Source organism: Legionella shakespearei DSM 23087 (genome assembly GCF_000373765.1).
Classification (GTDB): Bacteria; Pseudomonadota; Gammaproteobacteria; order Legionellales; family Legionellaceae; genus Legionella; species Legionella shakespearei.
The window spans coordinates 20392-36222 of record NZ_KB892397.1; the positions used below are offsets into that span (position 1 = coordinate 20392).

Sequence of the window (15831 nt, forward strand, 5' to 3'; positions counted from 1 at the left end):
TATACGGATAAGAGAAGCTAGAGAAGCTTTTGTAGCCTAACCCGATCCACGTCGTCCTGAGCGCGTCTTTTTGCGCGAAGGATCTCCAAATACTGGCACCCTGCCAATTTCAGGAGATCCTTCGCGCAAAAAGACGCGCTCAGGACGACGTGTAAAGATGTGTAGAAGAGTCAGCTACAACCGGTAACTCCATATGCCCTAAGCCGGCTCAGGATGTGCTTTAGGTGCAAGCAAGCGAGAGCTGATGATATTAATACAAAGCCCGCTGATTACCAGCAAACCGGCTACAAGTTTCCACAACTGGAATGGCTCACCAAGAATGAAAATAGAACCAAGAATACCAACAACTGGCACCAACAATGTAAATGGAACCACAACGCCCACAGGATAACGACTAACCAGCCAATTCCATGCACCATATCCAATCCATGTTGACACATAAACGATGTATGCCAAAGCCCCGGCACCTTTCCAGGAAATGTGTTCATAGGTAGCAACAAAACTGCCAGACCCTTCAAAGATCAACGCCAGAATAAACATGGGGAAGCAGGCTATAAAACTTCCCCAGACGATGACTGCAACCTGGTTACTGCCTTTCATTTGTTTGGTAATCAGATTGCCTATACCCCAGGTCGCAGCAGCGGCCATAATCAGCAAGAACCCCAGGAAGGAAACATGAGCATCGAAATGCATGGCGACAAGACCAATACCAGAAAATGAAATCAATGCCCCTATAACCTGCCCCATGCTCGGATGTTCACCCAAAAGTAAAGAAGCGAAAAACATGCTGAAAAATACCTGCACCTGCATCAGTAATGAGGCCATACCCGGGGTCATTCCAACCTGCATCCCCAGGAATAACAAGGCAAATTGTAAGGCAAACATGATCAGCCCATACGCGGCTATAATTCTGAATTGAACTTTAGGGGGTCTTATAAAAAGAATAGCAGGCACACTGGCGAGTAAAAATCGCAGTGCACAAAGTAAAAGGGGAGATATTTCATCAAGACCTAACTTGACGAAAATAAAATTTATTCCCCAGATAAGAACCACCAATAAGGCGACAAACACATGAGACAAAGGCATTATTCATTCAATCTATTTAAAATCAAACCTAATTTTAACTCAAAAGCAACAAAATTGCTAAGGAAAACCATTAATTGATCAAAATAAACCCATAATCAGTCAAGAATTAAAGAGCCGTCAATTTATTTATGTCCTACTGTTTTTATATCTCCCCTATCCCGCTACAATAAACAAAATCCATCAAAAGCCATTTTATAAAATGAAAGAACTGATTCTGGCTACAAGCAATGCAGGGAAAATCCGCGAATTACAAGCGCTACTCGATCCAATTCGTTGTATTGCCCAAAGCACCCTGAACATATCCAGTGCCGAAGAAACCGGCTTAAGCTTCATTGAAAATGCGATCATAAAAGCACGACATGCAAGTCACATCGCAGGAAAGCCCGCTTTGGCCGATGATTCAGGATTGGTTGTACCAGCATTACAGGGTGAGCCAGGTATCTTTTCTGCTCGTTATGCCGGCATTAATGCCAACGATCAAGACAATACCAGCTTATTGTTAAAAAACATGGCGCATTTGGAAGACGCGCAACGACATGCCTATTTTTATTGTGCCATTGCCCTGGTTCAACATGCCGAAGATCCCACCCCCATTATTGCAACTGGCCTGTTTCATGGCAGCATTACATACAGCCCGGCAGGAACAGAAGGTTTTGGCTACGATCCCATATTTTATGTAGAAGAACACCAATGCACAGTATCTCAGTTACCTGCTAATATTAAAAATACCATCAGTCATCGCGCCAAAGCCTTAACGCAATTACGCGCCCTAATCCTTGAACTGCAATGAATAGCGAATTAGATGATCTTTTTGCCCAGGCCTATAAGCTGCAATATGAAGGGCAGCTTCCCCAGGCGATTAGTTTTTATGAGCAAATACTGGCTCGGGCTCCGAAGCATCCGGAAACTTTGCATTTTTTGGGCTTAACCTATGCCCAATTGGGTGATATGGACAATGCTACCTTGTATTTACTTCAGGCTCTGGAGCAAAATCCACATGACCCTGCCCTTTTTAATAATCTGGGTAATGCCTACAAGAAAAACAATCAACCGGAAAAAGCCATCCATTATTATCTTAAAGCCATTGAGCATAAGCCAGAGTACGCTCAGGCACATAATAACCTGGCGACTATTTATGCCTTACAAAACAAGTATCAGGAAGCTTTAAACCACTATGTAAAAGCAGTTCATGCAGAACCAGATTTTAGCGCAGCCCATTTTAATCTGGGATTGTTATTGCTACAAAATAACCAGTTAGCGGCGGCAAAAACACAATTTAATAATGTCATTTCGCTAAACCCGGAACATATTGAGGCTCAATTTTATTTAGGCATTTTACACCTGGAAGATAATTTGCTTGATGAAGCGGAACGCGCTTTTCAAAAAGTATTGGAACATGACAGTGAACAAATACAAGCCTTAGTCAATTTAGGTGTCATTGCCTTAAAAAGAGAACAGAATCAACTAGCCGTTGATTATTTTACCAAAGCCCTGGCTTTGGACAATGAAGATATTGATGCACGTAATAATCTCGCAGCCACATTTATGCATCATGACCGTTTTGAAAATGCGCTGATGCATTACGATGTATTACTCAAAAAAGAACCCAATAATATCGAATATTTATATAATTCAGGGGTTGCGCAAATGGCCTTGGGCCATTTGAATGAAGCCGTCATTTTTTTTGAGCAATTATTAAATATAGAAAACAATCATGCCCCCTCATTAAATAATATGGCGGCCATCTACTTAAAAATGGATATGAGGGAAACAGCACGGGAATATTTGGAACGCGCCTTGAGAATCAACCCTGAGGATAAGGTCAGCAAGCATATGCTTAATGCCTTGTCAGGCGATGAAAAGGGCAGCACAACCCCTGATTACGCCCAAAATTTATTTAATAATTATGCCCTTTATTATGACCAGCACATGCAAGGCCACTTAAACTATTCTCTGCCTCAGCATATAGTCAGAACCCTGCATCAATTAGAGCTCACAGATATTGGCAATACTCTGGATATTGGCTGTGGGACGGGGTTAACCGGAGTAGTCTTACGCGAACTGAGTAAAAAATTAACAGGAATTGATATTGCTGAAAAAATGATTGGTCATGCCAAAGAAAAAGGCATTTACGATCGCCTGATTACTGCCGAATTGATTGAGTTTTTAAACAATGAGAAACAGCATTATGACTTAATGGTAGCAGCCGATGTACTGCCCTATTTAGGTGAGCTCGCTGACTTGTTTGATTGCGTTGCCCAGCATCTCACCCCGGAAGGCTACTTCATTTTCACAACTGAAATCAGCGAAAGCAAAGACTGGGTACTACAACCCAGTGCCCGTTTCAGCCACCATCCTGATTATGTAAGCAAAATAGCCCATAAAAGTGGTTTGAGTATAGTAAAACAAGAAAAAGTACCTGCCCGCTTACAAAACCAGCAGCCATTAGAGGTGATGCTGTATGTTGTCAAAAAAGATATCGTTCCGGTATATAAATAACTGTAGCCTTGATGCAGCGACAGCGTAATCAAGGTTTTCCTATGGTTCTTTTGGCCTTTCAGAATGAAAACCTTGATTACGCTGTCGCTGCATCAAGGCTACGCCTATTTAAATCAACCCCTTACTCCTTCTCGAGACGTGTGCAAAATTAATAATCACTTAAGATTCATATGCTACGCTTAGAATAATGTGTGTTTCAATATAAAAATTAATGGCAGAGTCGTATTTATTTAACAACATTAAAGGAATTGATGCCCATTCCGGTAGCAGGAATACGGCACACGTGGTTCATCGTTCAGTTTATGTGACTGAAAAAGATGAGCCTGTTCCTATTGTCTATAAAGAAAACAAACACGATAATCCTGAAGCATCAGTAAATGAAGTTTCCTTTAGTGAGTTGGCTCGTCTCTTTATGTTGCCCTATCTCACCCCTAAATATCATTTGGTTAAGGATCAGGACCATTCAGTTACAGGCGTTGCCAGTGAACACATCCAACGCTCTATTGCTCAACACTCAGAGATAAGTACTAGCCAATTTCAAAAAATTTCCTGGTCTCAGGAACACAGACAATACCAGTTGAACGATGTTTCTGTCACAAAAGCAGAGGAAATTCCCTATAAATTTCTTGATAAACTCCCTCGCGGCTTTTTTGCCTGGTTAATGAAAGAAAGGGCTCAAGGCACTCTGGATATTGATATGGAGTCAGTTGCCAACTTGTTTGCAGGTAAATATACACTGGAAGAAGATGATTTGCATAAGGGGAATATTGGTGTTTATTTCATCATCAAAAACAATAAAAGGCAGGCTGTTTTTTTTAATATTGATCATGATTTGATGCTGAGTGACAGCATTACCTCATTTACGGATTCACGAGTAGCTAATTGGACTTATGGAGAAACAGCCTTTAACATAACTGCCCGTGATTTACGCAACTTCCCTGATTTGCAAGACTCTGGAAATCATTATTGGCCAACACGAAAACGGATGAGAATCCACTATGATGAGTCAAAAACGTACAGTAAATTCGAAGAGCGCTCTGCATTCCGACAACTTAAAGATGATCCGGAGTTTAATCGTTATAAATGGAAACGTTTTTTAAAGCATATTCTCATTCCTGAAGAATTAATGCAAAACGCCCTCTCGTCACATTTGGATCCGGCCAATCCCAAAGATGCGGCAGAAATTCATTTAATCACTCAGGCTATGCATGAGCGGGTAATCAAACTAAGAGCCGTCCTGCTGTCTATGCCCGAATTTCGTGAATACTTAAATGGTCATGGCGTAGAAGATATCAACGCCCTGCAGCTTGAACTGGCAGAATATATGAAAGAAGCCTTCAGTGATAACCATGAGTTAAACATTGCGACTCAAGATGAAATAAATAATCTGGCTGCCTTATGTTTGAATTATGCAAATCCCATGCGCACAACGCCCACTGGAGACACACCTCTTCATACCCTCATTCGTCTTGGGGAGTTTCGTTTTGATCAAAGCCAAAAAGCCTTTGGCAATTATCTGAATAAAGCAAACGCGAATGGAGAGCTTCCCATTGATGTTGCGGCAAAAATGGCTGAATCTTATGAACCAGGATCTGAAAAGACAGATCCGGGGAAAGATCCACTCACAGTAATAAAATACCTGATTGGACAGGGTGCAGAAATTACTCCCAAGGTCAGCCAGGTGTTGGCAAAAAAAGGCATTAATATTGAGGAATATCGCTTCCAGTCACATTATTATGACCGTGAGGTAAAAGACTATTCCGATTTAAAAGCGCTGATAACGGAGATAGGGCAGGATTATCATTTCAGTTTAAAAACAAAAAAGATTATTACCACCAATTTAATCAGACAGCATATCAAACAACTCAGCAAAGAAGAGCTGGAACAGCTGAGAGCAGATCTGAATGGTAATGACAAACAACCGATAGCCCCGGAATTTCTCTTCATAAGCCAATTACGCAGCAGCTTGTGGATAGTGCGAATAATCAGAGGGCTATACGGTAATTCATCTACAAGAATGGAATTAAATGAGTTGATTGACGGCACTCAGAAAGACTTCGACAATGGAAGGCCACATCAATTTTTTACTCAAAAACCCGTGCTTACAAATTCAGATATGGCGCCAAGCCAGGAACCGCCTAAGCCAACAGCCTGAGCCTTAAGGGAGCCTCTGACTCGTCTACACATCTTTGCTATCCCCCGCTCTCCGTCGTCCTGAGCGCGTCTTTTTGCGCGAAGGATCTCCCCAAAGCGGCATGGTGCCACAGTATTTGGAGATCCTTCGCGCAAAAAGACGCGCTCAGGACGACGTGGATCGGGGTGAAGTTGCTTCGGAATAGCACGGTGTGTAGCCCGGTCTGCTTGCAGCCGGGATCGTGCCACTTCGATCCCGGCTGCAAGCAGACCGGGCTACAGTCCTACATTAGCTCACACCCCAATTAAAAAGGTAAAGACAGCTTTGGATCCAGTTTGTGAATTTGTGTTTTGAATACCTTTTGAATTTCAATCAGATTCTCATCATCAATTGCTTCAAAACGGGCAATCAGACAAGGGGTGGTATTGGATGCACGCAATAGGCCCCAGCCATTAGGAAACTCCACCCGCAAACCATCAATGGTTAAAATCCTTGCCGTCGGGAAATCAGCATGATCGCTAAATTGCTTCATGAAAAGAAATTTCTCCTCATCCGCTATGTTAATTTTTAATTCAGGAGTATTCACACTATTAGGAATAAGGGAAAACTGTTCTTCCACCGTTAAGGGAGCCGCGCTGATAATTTCCAATAACCGGCATGCGCTGTATAAAGCATCATCAAAGCCATACCATCTGTCTTTAAAGAACAAATGGCCACTCATTTCTCCAGCTAAAGCAGCCAGCTTTTCCTTCATTACTGCCTTCACTATGGAATGTCCTGTAGGGCACATTATCGCTTTACCCTTGGCATCAGTAATGACGGCTTCTAAATGGGAAGAGCATTTCACATCAAACACAATAGCCGCCCCCGGAATGCGTTTTAACAGCTCTCGAGAAAAAAGCATCATTAAACGATCAGGCCAAATCATGGTGCCTGCATTGGTAATCAAGCCTAAGCGGTCTGCATCCCCATCAAAAGCCAGCCCCAAATCAGCCTTATGATTTGCCACTGCCTTTTTCAAATCAGCCAAATTAGCCTCTACCGTAGGATCCGGATGATGATTTGGAAATCGCCCATCAACATCACAGTATAAGGAAATCACCTCGCAACCTAATTCTCTAAGCACCTGAGGGATAACGGGTCCTGCAATACCGTTTCCACAGTCAACTACTACCTTTAAAGGACGATTGATCTGAATATCATTAATGATACGTTGCTTATACAAAGGAATCACATCAAAAGAGGTTTCCTGACCAGAACCCGTGATCCTTTTCCCTGCAACAACCAGATCATATAAAATATCAATATCTTCCTGGGTTAAAGTCTTACCGGCCAAAACCATTTTAATGCCATTGTAATCAGCAGGATTATGGCTTCCGGTAACCATTAAACCACAATCCAGATCCTGGTCATGGGTAGCAAAATACATCACCGGTGTTGCAACAGCGCCAAGATTGATCACATCAATACCGCTGGACAACAAGCCTTCTCTTAAGGCTGAAGACAATGCAGGGCTGGTCAGACGTCCATCCCAGGCCAGATAAATCTTCTGACGATTTAATTTCTGTAAACGACAAGCAATAGCCAATCCGATGGTATAAAAGGAATCTTCATCTAATTCTTTACCGATTATTCCTCTGATGTCGTAGGCACGAAATACCGACCGGGGAATTTGCTTTTGCCTGTAATTCATTTTAGTGTCTCCCGGAACTGCCAAAACCACCCTCACCTCTGTTGCTTTCTGTAAAGGAGGTCACTACTTCAAAAGCAGCCTGGACAACAGGAATAAAGACCAATTGGGCAATGCGCTCACCAGGATTCACCGTAAAATGTTCCTGACTTCTGTTCCAGCAGGAAATTTTTAATTCACCCTGATAATCTGAGTCAATGAGTCCCACCAGATTACCCAACACAATGCCGTTTTTATGCCCCAGTCCTGAACGAGGCAATATCACCGCAGCCAATGAAGGATCAGCAATATAAATGGAAAGCCCTGTAGGTAATAATACCGTTTCCTGAGGTGCTATCTGCAGCGGTTCGTTAATACACACCCGTAAATCGAGTCCTGCCGCCCCCTCAGTGGCATAAGTGGGTAAAGGAATAGAATGTCCGATTCGTTCATCAAGAATTTTTAACTGAATTGCTTGTGGCATGATAGTGTTCCAATAATCCTGTAAGTTTTAATGCGCGCCATTTTGCAGAGTTACTGCCATAATTGCAATAATTTGCCCCGCAAGACGCGTTTTATGGGTTAAAGGCAACTCGAATTGTGCCTTTTTTGTGATTACCGTAACCTGATTGTTGTCCGACTCAAAACCTAAGCCCTTCCCTACCTGATTGGCGACTATCATATCCAGCTTTTTATGCTGTAACTTTTCTTGCGCGTAGGCAACCAAATCGTTGGTTTCAGCAGCAAATCCCACTACGAAAGAGGCAATACCACTGCTCGCCACAGCACTCAGAATATCTGTCGTCCTTTCCAGTTTTAAGGTAATTTCTGCATGGTCTTTTTTCTTCATTTTTTCCACAGCAGGTGTCTGTATCTGATAATCTGCCACTGCCGCGGTCCCTATAAAGATGTCTCCGGGCTGCAGGTGCTGTTGTACAGCGTCTGACATGTCCTGTGCTGACTCGACCCGAATCAGTTCTATTCCGGCTGACACGTCCAGCGCGCTGGGGCCGCTTATCAGAGTAACCTGGGCACCGGCAAGTGCGGCTGCTTCGGCCATAGCGTATCCCATTTTTCCAGAACTGTAATTACTTAAATAGCGGACCGGATCTATGGATTCACGAGTAGGGCCTGCTGTGATAAGTACCCTTTTACCGGCTAATAATCGATGCACTTCATGTAAACGTAAGGCACTGATAATCTGTTCCGGTTCACTTACCCTGCCTAAACCATATTCTCCACATGCCTGAGAGCCCTCTTCGGGCCCGACCAGAATAGCGCCTCGTTCCTGCAGCAGCTGACAATTAGCTTGTGTGGCCGGATGTGCCCACATGCTTCTGTTCATTGCAGGACAGACAATAACCGGAGTTTCTGCCACCAAATACAAGGTGGACAATAAGTCATCCGCAATGCCTTGCGCCATTTTAGCGATGCAGTTGGCAGAGGCAGGGGCAATTACCAGATAATCCGCCCATCGCGCCAGCTCAATATGCCCCATAGCCCGCTCAGCCTGGGTATCAAATAATTCAGTACGCACTTCATTGCCAGACAAGGCCTGCATCAGTAAGGGGCTTACAAATTGCTGTGCTGATTGGGTCATCACCACACGAACTTCAGCGCCTAAGCGGGTCAGCTCTCTTATCAGATAGGCTGATTTATAAGCAGCAATACCACCACACACTCCAAGAAGAATTTTTTTATTAATAAAATCTTGCATGACTGACCATTTTTGTTAAGAATACCCCCGATCAAAGCACAAACTTCGCAATAAAGGAATAAAAAAGGAATACAAAATGACGGTTGTCCAATCAACGCGGCATATAGACCTGCGTGAAAAATTACTTATTGATGGCGTTCAAAGCCTCTCTGATACTGAATTACTGGCCGTATTCATCAGTTCTGGCAGTGGTAAAAAATCCTGTCTGCAATTAGCCTTCGACCTGATAAAACACTTGGGTGATTTGCGTGCCGTACTCAATGCCAATCCTCAGAGTTTTAAACAGGTGTCCGGTTTGGGAGAGGTGCGCTATGTCCAGTTACAGGCAGTAAAAGAAATTTGCAGGCGCAGCGATTTTATCCATTTACAAAAAGAAACCCAGATTACAAACAGCAAACAAACTTATGCCTATCTTAAAAAAAGGCTGCGTGACTATAAAAATGAAACCTTTGCCGCACTTTATCTCGATAACCAACACCGCATCATAGCTTATGAAGAATTATTTTCCGGCACCATTAATTCAGCAACAGTGCATCCACGCCCTATAGTAGAACGCGTCTTGCAGCTAAATGCTGCAGCCCTGATTCTAGCCCATAACCACCCTTCTGGCGTTTCTGATGCCAGTCACCAGGATTTGGCAGTAACCGAGCGCATTCGTGACGCGCTTGAGTTGATAGACGCGCGCTTGCTTGATCACATAGTCATTGGAGACAACGAAGTGTACTCCATTATCGCCGAAAGCAAATGGCTCTGTAATTAAGTATCAAATAAACTAATTTAAATGGATTAAACGATGTCCCAACTTCTTCTCACTGATTTCATCAGAAGCCGTACTATTCAAATCATGTTCCTGCTGGGAATCATTTTTGACATCAGTACAGCCAATACTATAAAACATATGCTGTTTCTGTTTGGGGTGCCTTACACCACCTCAATAGCATTATTCTATTGGATGAATAAGAAAAAAACTCCGGTAACTAACGGGATAAGTGAACAATACAGGCCAAGGCGGTAAGGCGTTTTATCCTTTTGATTCACGTCGTCCTGAGCGCGTCTTTTTGCGCGAAGGATCTCCAAATACTGGCACCGTGCCGCTTACAGGAGAGCCTTCGCGCAAAAAGACGCGCTCAGGACAACGGAGATCGGGGATGCATCAAGCCGTATATTTCAAACCAACAATAGATACCAGCAAAAGAAGCAAAAACAGGATCCGTAAAACAGATAACGGCTCTTGAAATAATATGATCCCCATAACGGCTGTCCCAAGAGCCCCAATACCAACCCATATGGCATAGGCTGTTCCAATGGGCAATGACTGAGCGGCTTTAGCCAGCAAAAACATACTTCCGGCAATAGCAATAAGCGTTAACAGACTGGGAACAAATTTTGAAAATCCATCCGTGTATTTAAGCCCAATGGCCCAACAGACTTCCAGTAATCCGGCAAAAACCAAATAAATCCAAGCAAGCAGCATAACCTTTCCTTATTTTAAGTAATAAAAGGCGTCGTCTTGTCTTAACCGGGTACGGCGCATCTCGTCCGGGCATTTATTTTGTATCATACAAAGGGCAGATAGTGAAGTCTGCGTGTAACAGACCCATTCAAAGACGGGTTTCCTGATGAAAAACCAAGCGCCACTTATTGCCTTCATTTCTCCACAACGAAGAACGGACTGTTTTCTTGCTATCAGGCGTTAACTGCAACTGGCTGAGATAGGTCAATAAAAACAAGTCTGGGCTCAAAAGTTGTCCTTTAAATTGGCTTCCCACCCATTCATGCAGGTCAGCCATTTCTAACCAGGGAATAACATCCGGTTTGTAAATCTGTTGCCCTTTGTAATTAATTTCAAGAAAGTCATCAGAAATTAAATCAGCCAAAAACTCAAGCGTTCCCTTCTTGTTCATCAGCACCGTTTCCCAATGAACGATACGGTCAAAAAGTCCGCCATCTATTCCCATCGTTTTACAATACCCAAATCAATATCAAACAAATCCAAGACCCGCCCAACACTGTGATTAATGATATCATCCAGATTTTGCGGATTATTATAAAAAGCAGGAACAGGAGGAGCAATGATTCCTCCCATCTGGGTTACCTTCAGCATGTTTTCCAAATGGGCTGCATTCAAGGGAGATTCCCTGACCATCAAAACCAGTTTTCGCCTGTCCTTCAACATCACATCTGCCGCACGAGTCAAGGCATTGGAACCAAAGCCATGAGCAATTTCTGCCAAAGTATGCATGGAACAGGGGGCAACGATCATGCCCATGGTTTTAAAAGAACCGCTGGCTATAGAGCAGGACACATCCTGGAAGGCATAAGTTTTATCTGCCAAAGAGCAAATCTCATCGTATTCAACCGGCACTTCATAATGCCGTACCAACTGAGCCGATTTGCTCATGACCAAATGGGTTTCAATAGCTAAAGGCTTGAGTAATTCCAGCAGGCGAATACCGTATTGTACGCCACTGGCACCACTAATGCCGATGATTAAGCGCTCTTTCTTTTTACTCGTCATAATGTCAGTTATCGATAGTACTATGTCTGTTAATATATACCCAAAAGGATGAATAATATACTCGGAGCGGTTTTTGCCAGGGAAATGTTTCAATATATAACAAATATCACCTATAATCTCCGGTTTTGCAGTTCTTGTGATTGACCGGATTTATTGAAATGAACCTCCAGAAACCTGCCGCAATCTATATCACCAAACCAGAATTCCTTGCTGATCTGAGTAAAGAATTAGGCAACGTGAATACCGTTATAGAGGATATGGTCTTTTCTTCCTGCGTCAAAACGGAAGTGTGTTTTGCTCAGGATATTTGGTTTGAACCCCAAATCGTCACTTTTCAATCCATTTCCGAAGCAGTCAAAATCCTCCGCCAGGCAGGAAAGTTCTGGTATTTACACCCATTAAGCCATGTCAGACGTTCACGTTTGATTGAAGAGCAATTACGTAAATGCCCCAAATTAGAACAACATTTTCCACCTGAAGCTGAAATACCTGTTATAGGTGGATTTTGCCTGCTGGATCAAAACACCTTGCTCTTTAGCACCAGACGCTTGAAAAAATGGCCGCATGGGCACTGTTTTTTTATTGAAGATAAAGTCAATCCACCCAACCGCGCCTATTTAAAATTATGGGAAGCCCTCTTTCTTTTGCAAAAATATCCCGCATCAGGTGAAACGGCTCTGGATCTGGGCGCCTCACCCGGAGGATGGACTTACGTGATGCAGGCTTTAGGTGCTAATGTGACCGCAGTGGACAAGGCCTTACTGGATCCCAAAATTGCCAGCTTACCTCGTGTCCGCTTTTTGCAGCAAAGTGCCTTTGCTTTAGAACCCTCGGCTCTGGAAGAAACTTATGACTGGGTGCTCTCTGACGTAGCATGCTATCCCGATCGTGCCTATGCCCTCATCATGAAATGGATACAATCAGGTAAGGCCAGACAACTGATTTTTACTATAAAACTGCAAGGCACTATAGATTTGGCGACTATCAAACAATTTCAGGAAATACCAGGAGGGCGAATTCTGAATATGTTCTATAACAAACATGAAGCGACTTTCTTCTATCCCGCGCCCCAGAAATTTCACCTTGATTCGTAGCCCGCATTAGCGTCAGCGTAATGCGGGAAACATGGGCCCATTGTTAATTCGATCTCCCGTATTACGCTTCGCTAATACGGGCTACAAAAGCTTAAATTAACTCACGTTAAATTAATGCCCACAGCCCTCAAAATTTCCTATACTCAATCAATGACTAATAATTTTTCAGGCATCACGGATGAATACTTATGCGTAAATACCTTATCAATACCACTCACTTGGGAATGCGTTTTATTCGCAAAGGTGATGCCCATCATATTGAAGATGTGGAAAAAGATCCGGAAGTAAAACGCTTTTATCCTGAAGGGGAGCTTAGTGATCAGGAAATTCAGGATTTTATTGATGAAAGCATTAAAAACCAGAAAGAACACAATTTACCCTGCTTCCTCATTTTTAAAGCCAGAAATGATGCCTTCGTGGGAGAGGCTTATTTTGACCGTATGCCAACGGGTGAAATCAAAGTAGGTTATATGCTTGATAAAAAATACTGGAATAAAGGGTACGCAACTGAAGTTCTAAAAGCTTTATTGAACTGGGCTAAATTACACATCGATGCGGAGTATATTGTCGCCTATGCTGATCGCGAAAACGAAGGCTCATTTCGGGTGATGGAAAAGTGCGGCATGAAATATTATAAATCGGGCACCTACAAGAATATGGAATCCTTTTTTTATCGCATTAAAAATCGCTAAATCCCGCATAAAAAGTGTACTGCATTTTTCAGCACTTTTTCACAAAGAGACAATTGTTCCAGGCTGACAAATTCGTCAGGCCTGTGAGCCTGGTGAATGTCACCAGGGCCACAGATAACCGTGGGAATATGCGCCCTTTGGTATACCCCGGCCTCGGTACTGTAAGACACTTTATACCGTTCATTGACTCCGGTAACTGTTCTTAAAATATGAGTAATTGGGCTGTCTTCCGATGCCCTGAAACCAGGAGAATCAGAAGTTTGATCAAGATAGATTGCTGCATCAGCATGGTTTTTACGCATCAGTGGCAGTAATTCGACATTAATATAATTAAGAATTTGCTGCTCAAAATTCATCAAGGGAAATTCGCTTACGTAACGTAACTCCACAATGAACTCACAGATAGCCGGAACTATGTTAGTAGCAATCCCACCGCTCACGATGTTGGTGGTAATGGTTGTGAAAGGAATATCGAAATCGTTATCAAAAGGACCATTATCCTCACTGTGTACGGCCAGTTTATGAATATAACTGATTAAATGACTGGCATATTCAATAGCATTGCAGCCTACTGGCGCCAAAGAGGAATGGACTGCTTTTCCATCCACCTGACAATGATAGAGCCGCCTGCCTTTTTCACCTGTAACCGGACGCATGGAAGAAGGCTCACCCACAATGCACCCTTCAGGATGAATCTTGTTTTTTTGTAAATAATCAACAACATAGTTGACACCAATACAGCCTACCTCTTCGTCAAAGGTAAAGGCCATATGAACGGGTTTCAAGAGTTTCAGTTTCTTAAACTCAGGCGCCAGGCCAAGCAATACAGCAAGAAATCCTTTCATATCACAGGCGCCGCGCCCGTAGATTTTTCCGTCTTTTTGAACGGCTTGAAAAGGATCAGTGGTCCAGTTTTGTCCTGTTATGGGCACCACATCGGTATGCCCTGACAGGAGCAACCCGCCTGAAACAGTTCCATCATGAGCAGGTATGCTTGCCAACAGATTTACTTTTTCTTCGTTGGCTCCAGGAATTATTTGATACTTAATATCATGCAACTCAAACCAACGTTTGATTTCCTCAATTAAAGCCAGGTTGGAATTAGTCGAAACTGTATTAATACCAATCAGTTTTTCCATCCATTGGAGAGTATTCATCAGATTATCAATCTGTAAATTATTCATTAATAATAGACTGCTGCGTGGAGCAAATCAAAAATACAGAAATGTCACCTCATCCGATCATCCGGTCCACATCCGGTCCACATCGCCCCATTCACGTCGTCCTGAGCGCGTCTTTTTGCGCGAAGGATCTCCAAATACTGGCACCATGCCGATTTCAGGAGATCCTTCGCGCAAAAAGACGCGCTCAGGACGACGTGAATCGGACGACGTGAATGGGACGACGTGAATGGGACGACGTGAATCGGACGACGTGAATGGGGCGACGTGGATCGGATGACGATCTCTATGCCCTTGAAAAATCAAAAGAAATAATTTGTGAAATACCTGGTTGTTGCAAAGACAGGGCAAGCAATCTGTCAACGCCTAAAGCCACGCCGCTGCACGCAGGTAAACCATGTGCCAAAGCATCTAAAAGAAAGCTGTCGGCCTCTACAGGCTCTAAACCTTGCTGAGCTCTTGCACGATTATCCTCAGCAAAACGTTTTGCCTGAGCCTCAGCATCCGTCAACTCATGAAAGCCATTCGCTAACTCAACACCTTTATAATAAACCTCAAAACGCTGTGCAAAACCATTTTTGATTTGTGCCAGAGAAGCCTGCGAGGCAGGAAAATCATAAACTGCTACTGGAGCATTTTCTTTGCCGAGAAAAGGTTCCACCACATGACTCATTAGTAAAAATAAATATTGATCCCTGTCTTGCTCCTCTGCTGCCAAAACCTGATCTAAATCATGCTGTTTCAAAACATGCTGCAATTGCTCCACAGAAGCATTGAATGGATCCAAATCACAGGATTCCAGAAAAGCGTGCTGATACGTTTTTCTCAGCATGGGTTGAGAATGCATCAGAAGCTGTAAAAGCGCATCCATTTCATCCATCAATTGGTGATGGTCTATATCCAGCTGATACCATTCCAGTAAAGTAAACTCAGGGTTGTGCCAGCGCCCTAACTCGTCATCGCGAAAAACCCGCGCTAACTGAAATACAGGGCCGCTCCCGGCAGCTAAAAGGCGTTTCATGTGGTATTCAGGTGAAGTCTGCAGACAATAGGATTCACCTCTGAATTTGGTCTTGATGTTACTAAGGTAGACATCCGTCACCCCATGGCGCGCCATGATGGGGGTTTCCACTTCAAGATAATGGCGTTGGGTAAAAAAATCGCGAATTTTGGCAAGCAACAAGGCACGTTGGCGCAGTGATTGTATTGAGGCAGAAGGATGCCATGATAGCTCAGACATG

General features: G+C 43.3%; 16 protein-coding genes and 1 riboswitch. Of the genes, 7 read left to right on the forward strand and 9 right to left on the reverse strand.

Annotated features, from left to right (window positions below):
- Positions 1-198: 198 nt before the first annotated feature.
- Complete coding sequence (locus B094_RS0107730; RefSeq protein WP_018577239.1) at positions 199-1086, reverse strand: O-acetylserine/cysteine exporter; 888 nt, start codon at positions 1084-1086, stop codon at positions 199-201.
- 199 nt (positions 1087-1285) lie between these two features.
- Between B094_RS0107730 and rdgB the strand changes: the two genes are divergently transcribed.
- The 3 genes from rdgB to ankK all read left to right on the forward strand — a co-directional run bounded on the left by rdgB (position 1286) and on the right by ankK (position 5740).
- A complete protein-coding gene (gene rdgB, locus B094_RS0107735; protein WP_018577240.1) occupies positions 1286-1876 on the forward strand; it encodes an RdgB/HAM1 family non-canonical purine NTP pyrophosphatase in 591 nt (196 codons plus the stop codon).
- A complete protein-coding gene (locus B094_RS0107740) occupies positions 1873-3585 on the forward strand; it encodes a tetratricopeptide repeat protein (RefSeq protein ID WP_018577241.1) in 1713 nt (570 codons plus the stop codon). Before rdgB ends, B094_RS0107740 begins: the two co-directional genes overlap by 4 nt.
- Positions 3586-3796: 211 nt before the next feature.
- On the forward strand, positions 3797-5740 hold the full coding sequence (gene ankK, locus B094_RS0107745; RefSeq protein WP_018577242.1) for a Dot/Icm T4SS effector AnkK/LegA5: 1944 nt from the start codon (positions 3797-3799) through the stop codon (positions 5738-5740).
- A gap of 283 nt (positions 5741-6023) precedes the next feature.
- Here ankK and B094_RS0107750 read toward each other — a convergent pair whose 3' ends face one another.
- Genes B094_RS0107750 through coaBC form a run of 3 tightly spaced genes read right to left on the reverse strand, consistent with a single transcriptional unit; the run spans position 6024 to position 9105 of the window.
- Positions 6024-7412 (reverse strand): phosphomannomutase/phosphoglucomutase, encoded by a 1389-nt coding sequence (locus B094_RS0107750; RefSeq protein ID WP_018577243.1) that lies wholly within the window; start codon positions 7410-7412, stop codon positions 6024-6026.
- A 1-nt stretch (position 7413) separates the two neighbouring features.
- The gene (dut, locus tag B094_RS0107755; RefSeq protein WP_018577244.1) at positions 7414-7872 is read right to left on the reverse strand and encodes a dUTP diphosphatase; all 459 of its coding nucleotides are present in this window, start codon (positions 7870-7872) and stop codon (positions 7414-7416) included.
- Between the two features lie 27 nt (positions 7873-7899).
- The gene (gene coaBC, locus B094_RS0107760; RefSeq protein WP_018577245.1) at positions 7900-9105 is read right to left on the reverse strand and encodes a bifunctional phosphopantothenoylcysteine decarboxylase/phosphopantothenate--cysteine ligase CoaBC; all 1206 of its coding nucleotides are present in this window, start codon (positions 9103-9105) and stop codon (positions 7900-7902) included.
- Positions 9106-9181: 76 nt separating this feature from the next.
- Here coaBC and radC point away from each other — a divergent pair, with 76 nt between their 5' ends.
- Positions 9182-9865: a RadC family protein gene (gene radC, locus B094_RS0107765; protein WP_018577246.1), complete on the forward strand. Its 684-nt coding sequence runs from the start codon at positions 9182-9184 to the stop codon at positions 9863-9865.
- Between the two features lie 33 nt (positions 9866-9898).
- A complete protein-coding gene (locus B094_RS0107770) occupies positions 9899-10120 on the forward strand; it encodes a hypothetical protein (protein WP_018577247.1) in 222 nt (73 codons plus the stop codon).
- Between the two features lie 138 nt (positions 10121-10258).
- Here the strand turns inward: B094_RS0107770 and sugE are convergent, their stop codons facing one another.
- From sugE to B094_RS0107785, 3 genes are all read right to left on the reverse strand, one after another.
- Positions 10259-10579: a quaternary ammonium compound efflux SMR transporter SugE gene (sugE, locus tag B094_RS0107775; protein WP_018577248.1), complete on the reverse strand. Its 321-nt coding sequence runs from the start codon at positions 10577-10579 to the stop codon at positions 10259-10261.
- 25 nt (positions 10580-10604) lie between these two features.
- A riboswitch (guanidine-III (ykkC-III) riboswitch) is annotated at positions 10605-10668 on the reverse strand.
- A gap of 38 nt (positions 10669-10706) precedes the next feature.
- Positions 10707-11063 carry a DUF4440 domain-containing protein gene (locus tag B094_RS0107780; RefSeq protein WP_018577249.1) on the reverse strand — a complete coding sequence of 119 codons (357 nt, stop codon included), beginning with the start codon at positions 11061-11063 and terminating at the stop codon, positions 10707-10709.
- Positions 11054-11623 carry a UbiX family flavin prenyltransferase gene (locus B094_RS0107785; RefSeq protein ID WP_040524085.1) on the reverse strand — a complete coding sequence of 190 codons (570 nt, stop codon included), beginning with the start codon at positions 11621-11623 and terminating at the stop codon, positions 11054-11056. The genes B094_RS0107780 and B094_RS0107785 overlap by 10 nt, the downstream gene beginning before the upstream one ends.
- 158 nt (positions 11624-11781) lie before the next feature.
- Between B094_RS0107785 and B094_RS0107790 the strand changes: the two genes are divergently transcribed.
- Both B094_RS0107790 and B094_RS0107795 read left to right on the forward strand, forming a co-directional pair.
- The gene (locus B094_RS0107790; RefSeq protein WP_018577251.1) at positions 11782-12717 is read left to right on the forward strand and encodes an SAM-dependent methyltransferase; all 936 of its coding nucleotides are present in this window, start codon (positions 11782-11784) and stop codon (positions 12715-12717) included.
- A gap of 188 nt (positions 12718-12905) precedes the next feature.
- Entirely contained in the window at positions 12906-13409 is a 504-nt protein-coding gene (locus tag B094_RS0107795) for a GNAT family N-acetyltransferase (RefSeq protein ID WP_018577252.1), read from the forward strand.
- On the opposite strand, the gene argE is transcribed toward B094_RS0107795, so the two are convergent.
- Both argE and epmA read right to left on the reverse strand, forming a co-directional pair.
- Positions 13406-14593 (reverse strand): acetylornithine deacetylase, encoded by a 1188-nt coding sequence (argE, locus tag B094_RS0107800; RefSeq protein ID WP_018577253.1) that lies wholly within the window; start codon positions 14591-14593, stop codon positions 13406-13408. The two genes, B094_RS0107795 and argE, sit on opposite strands and share 4 nt — an antisense overlap.
- Before the next feature lie 283 nt (positions 14594-14876).
- Complete coding sequence (gene epmA, locus B094_RS0107805) at positions 14877-15830, reverse strand: elongation factor P--(R)-beta-lysine ligase (RefSeq protein ID WP_018577254.1); 954 nt, start codon at positions 15828-15830, stop codon at positions 14877-14879.
- Between the last annotated feature and the right edge of the window lies 1 nt (position 15831).

What these genes read in the sequence shown, in the direction of transcription:
- sugE (WP_018577248.1), bottom strand. Translation starts at nt 10,579, where the DNA reads ATGCTGCTTGCTTGGATTTATTTGGTTTTTGCCGGATTACTGGAAGTC.
- radC (WP_018577246.1), top strand. Translation starts at nt 9,182, where the DNA reads ATGACGGTTGTCCAATCAACGCGGCATATAGACCTGCGTGAAAAATTA.
- B094_RS0107795 (WP_018577252.1), top strand. Translation starts at nt 12,906, where the DNA reads ATGCGTAAATACCTTATCAATACCACTCACTTGGGAATGCGTTTTATT.
- dut (WP_018577244.1), bottom strand. Translation starts at nt 7,872, where the DNA reads ATGCCACAAGCAATTCAGTTAAAAATTCTTGATGAACGAATCGGACAT.
- B094_RS0107770 (WP_018577247.1), top strand. Translation starts at nt 9,899, where the DNA reads ATGTCCCAACTTCTTCTCACTGATTTCATCAGAAGCCGTACTATTCAA.
- ankK (WP_018577242.1), top strand. Translation starts at nt 3,797, where the DNA reads ATGGCAGAGTCGTATTTATTTAACAACATTAAAGGAATTGATGCCCAT.
- B094_RS0107740 (WP_018577241.1), top strand. Translation starts at nt 1,873, where the DNA reads ATGAATAGCGAATTAGATGATCTTTTTGCCCAGGCCTATAAGCTGCAA.
- B094_RS0107790 (WP_018577251.1), top strand. Translation starts at nt 11,782, where the DNA reads ATGAACCTCCAGAAACCTGCCGCAATCTATATCACCAAACCAGAATTC.
- B094_RS0107750 (WP_018577243.1), bottom strand. Translation starts at nt 7,412, where the DNA reads ATGAATTACAGGCAAAAGCAAATTCCCCGGTCGGTATTTCGTGCCTAC.
- B094_RS0107730 (WP_018577239.1), bottom strand. Translation starts at nt 1,086, where the DNA reads ATGCCTTTGTCTCATGTGTTTGTCGCCTTATTGGTGGTTCTTATCTGG.
- argE (WP_018577253.1), bottom strand. Translation starts at nt 14,593, where the DNA reads ATGAATAATTTACAGATTGATAATCTGATGAATACTCTCCAATGGATG.
- coaBC (WP_018577245.1), bottom strand. Translation starts at nt 9,105, where the DNA reads ATGCAAGATTTTATTAATAAAAAAATTCTTCTTGGAGTGTGTGGTGGT.
- epmA (WP_018577254.1), bottom strand. Translation starts at nt 15,830, where the DNA reads ATGTCTGAGCTATCATGGCATCCTTCTGCCTCAATACAATCACTGCGC.
- rdgB (WP_018577240.1), top strand. Translation starts at nt 1,286, where the DNA reads ATGAAAGAACTGATTCTGGCTACAAGCAATGCAGGGAAAATCCGCGAA.
- B094_RS0107780 (WP_018577249.1), bottom strand. Translation starts at nt 11,063, where the DNA reads ATGGGAATAGATGGCGGACTTTTTGACCGTATCGTTCATTGGGAAACG.
- B094_RS0107785 (WP_040524085.1), bottom strand. Translation starts at nt 11,623, where the DNA reads ATGACGAGTAAAAAGAAAGAGCGCTTAATCATCGGCATTAGTGGTGCC.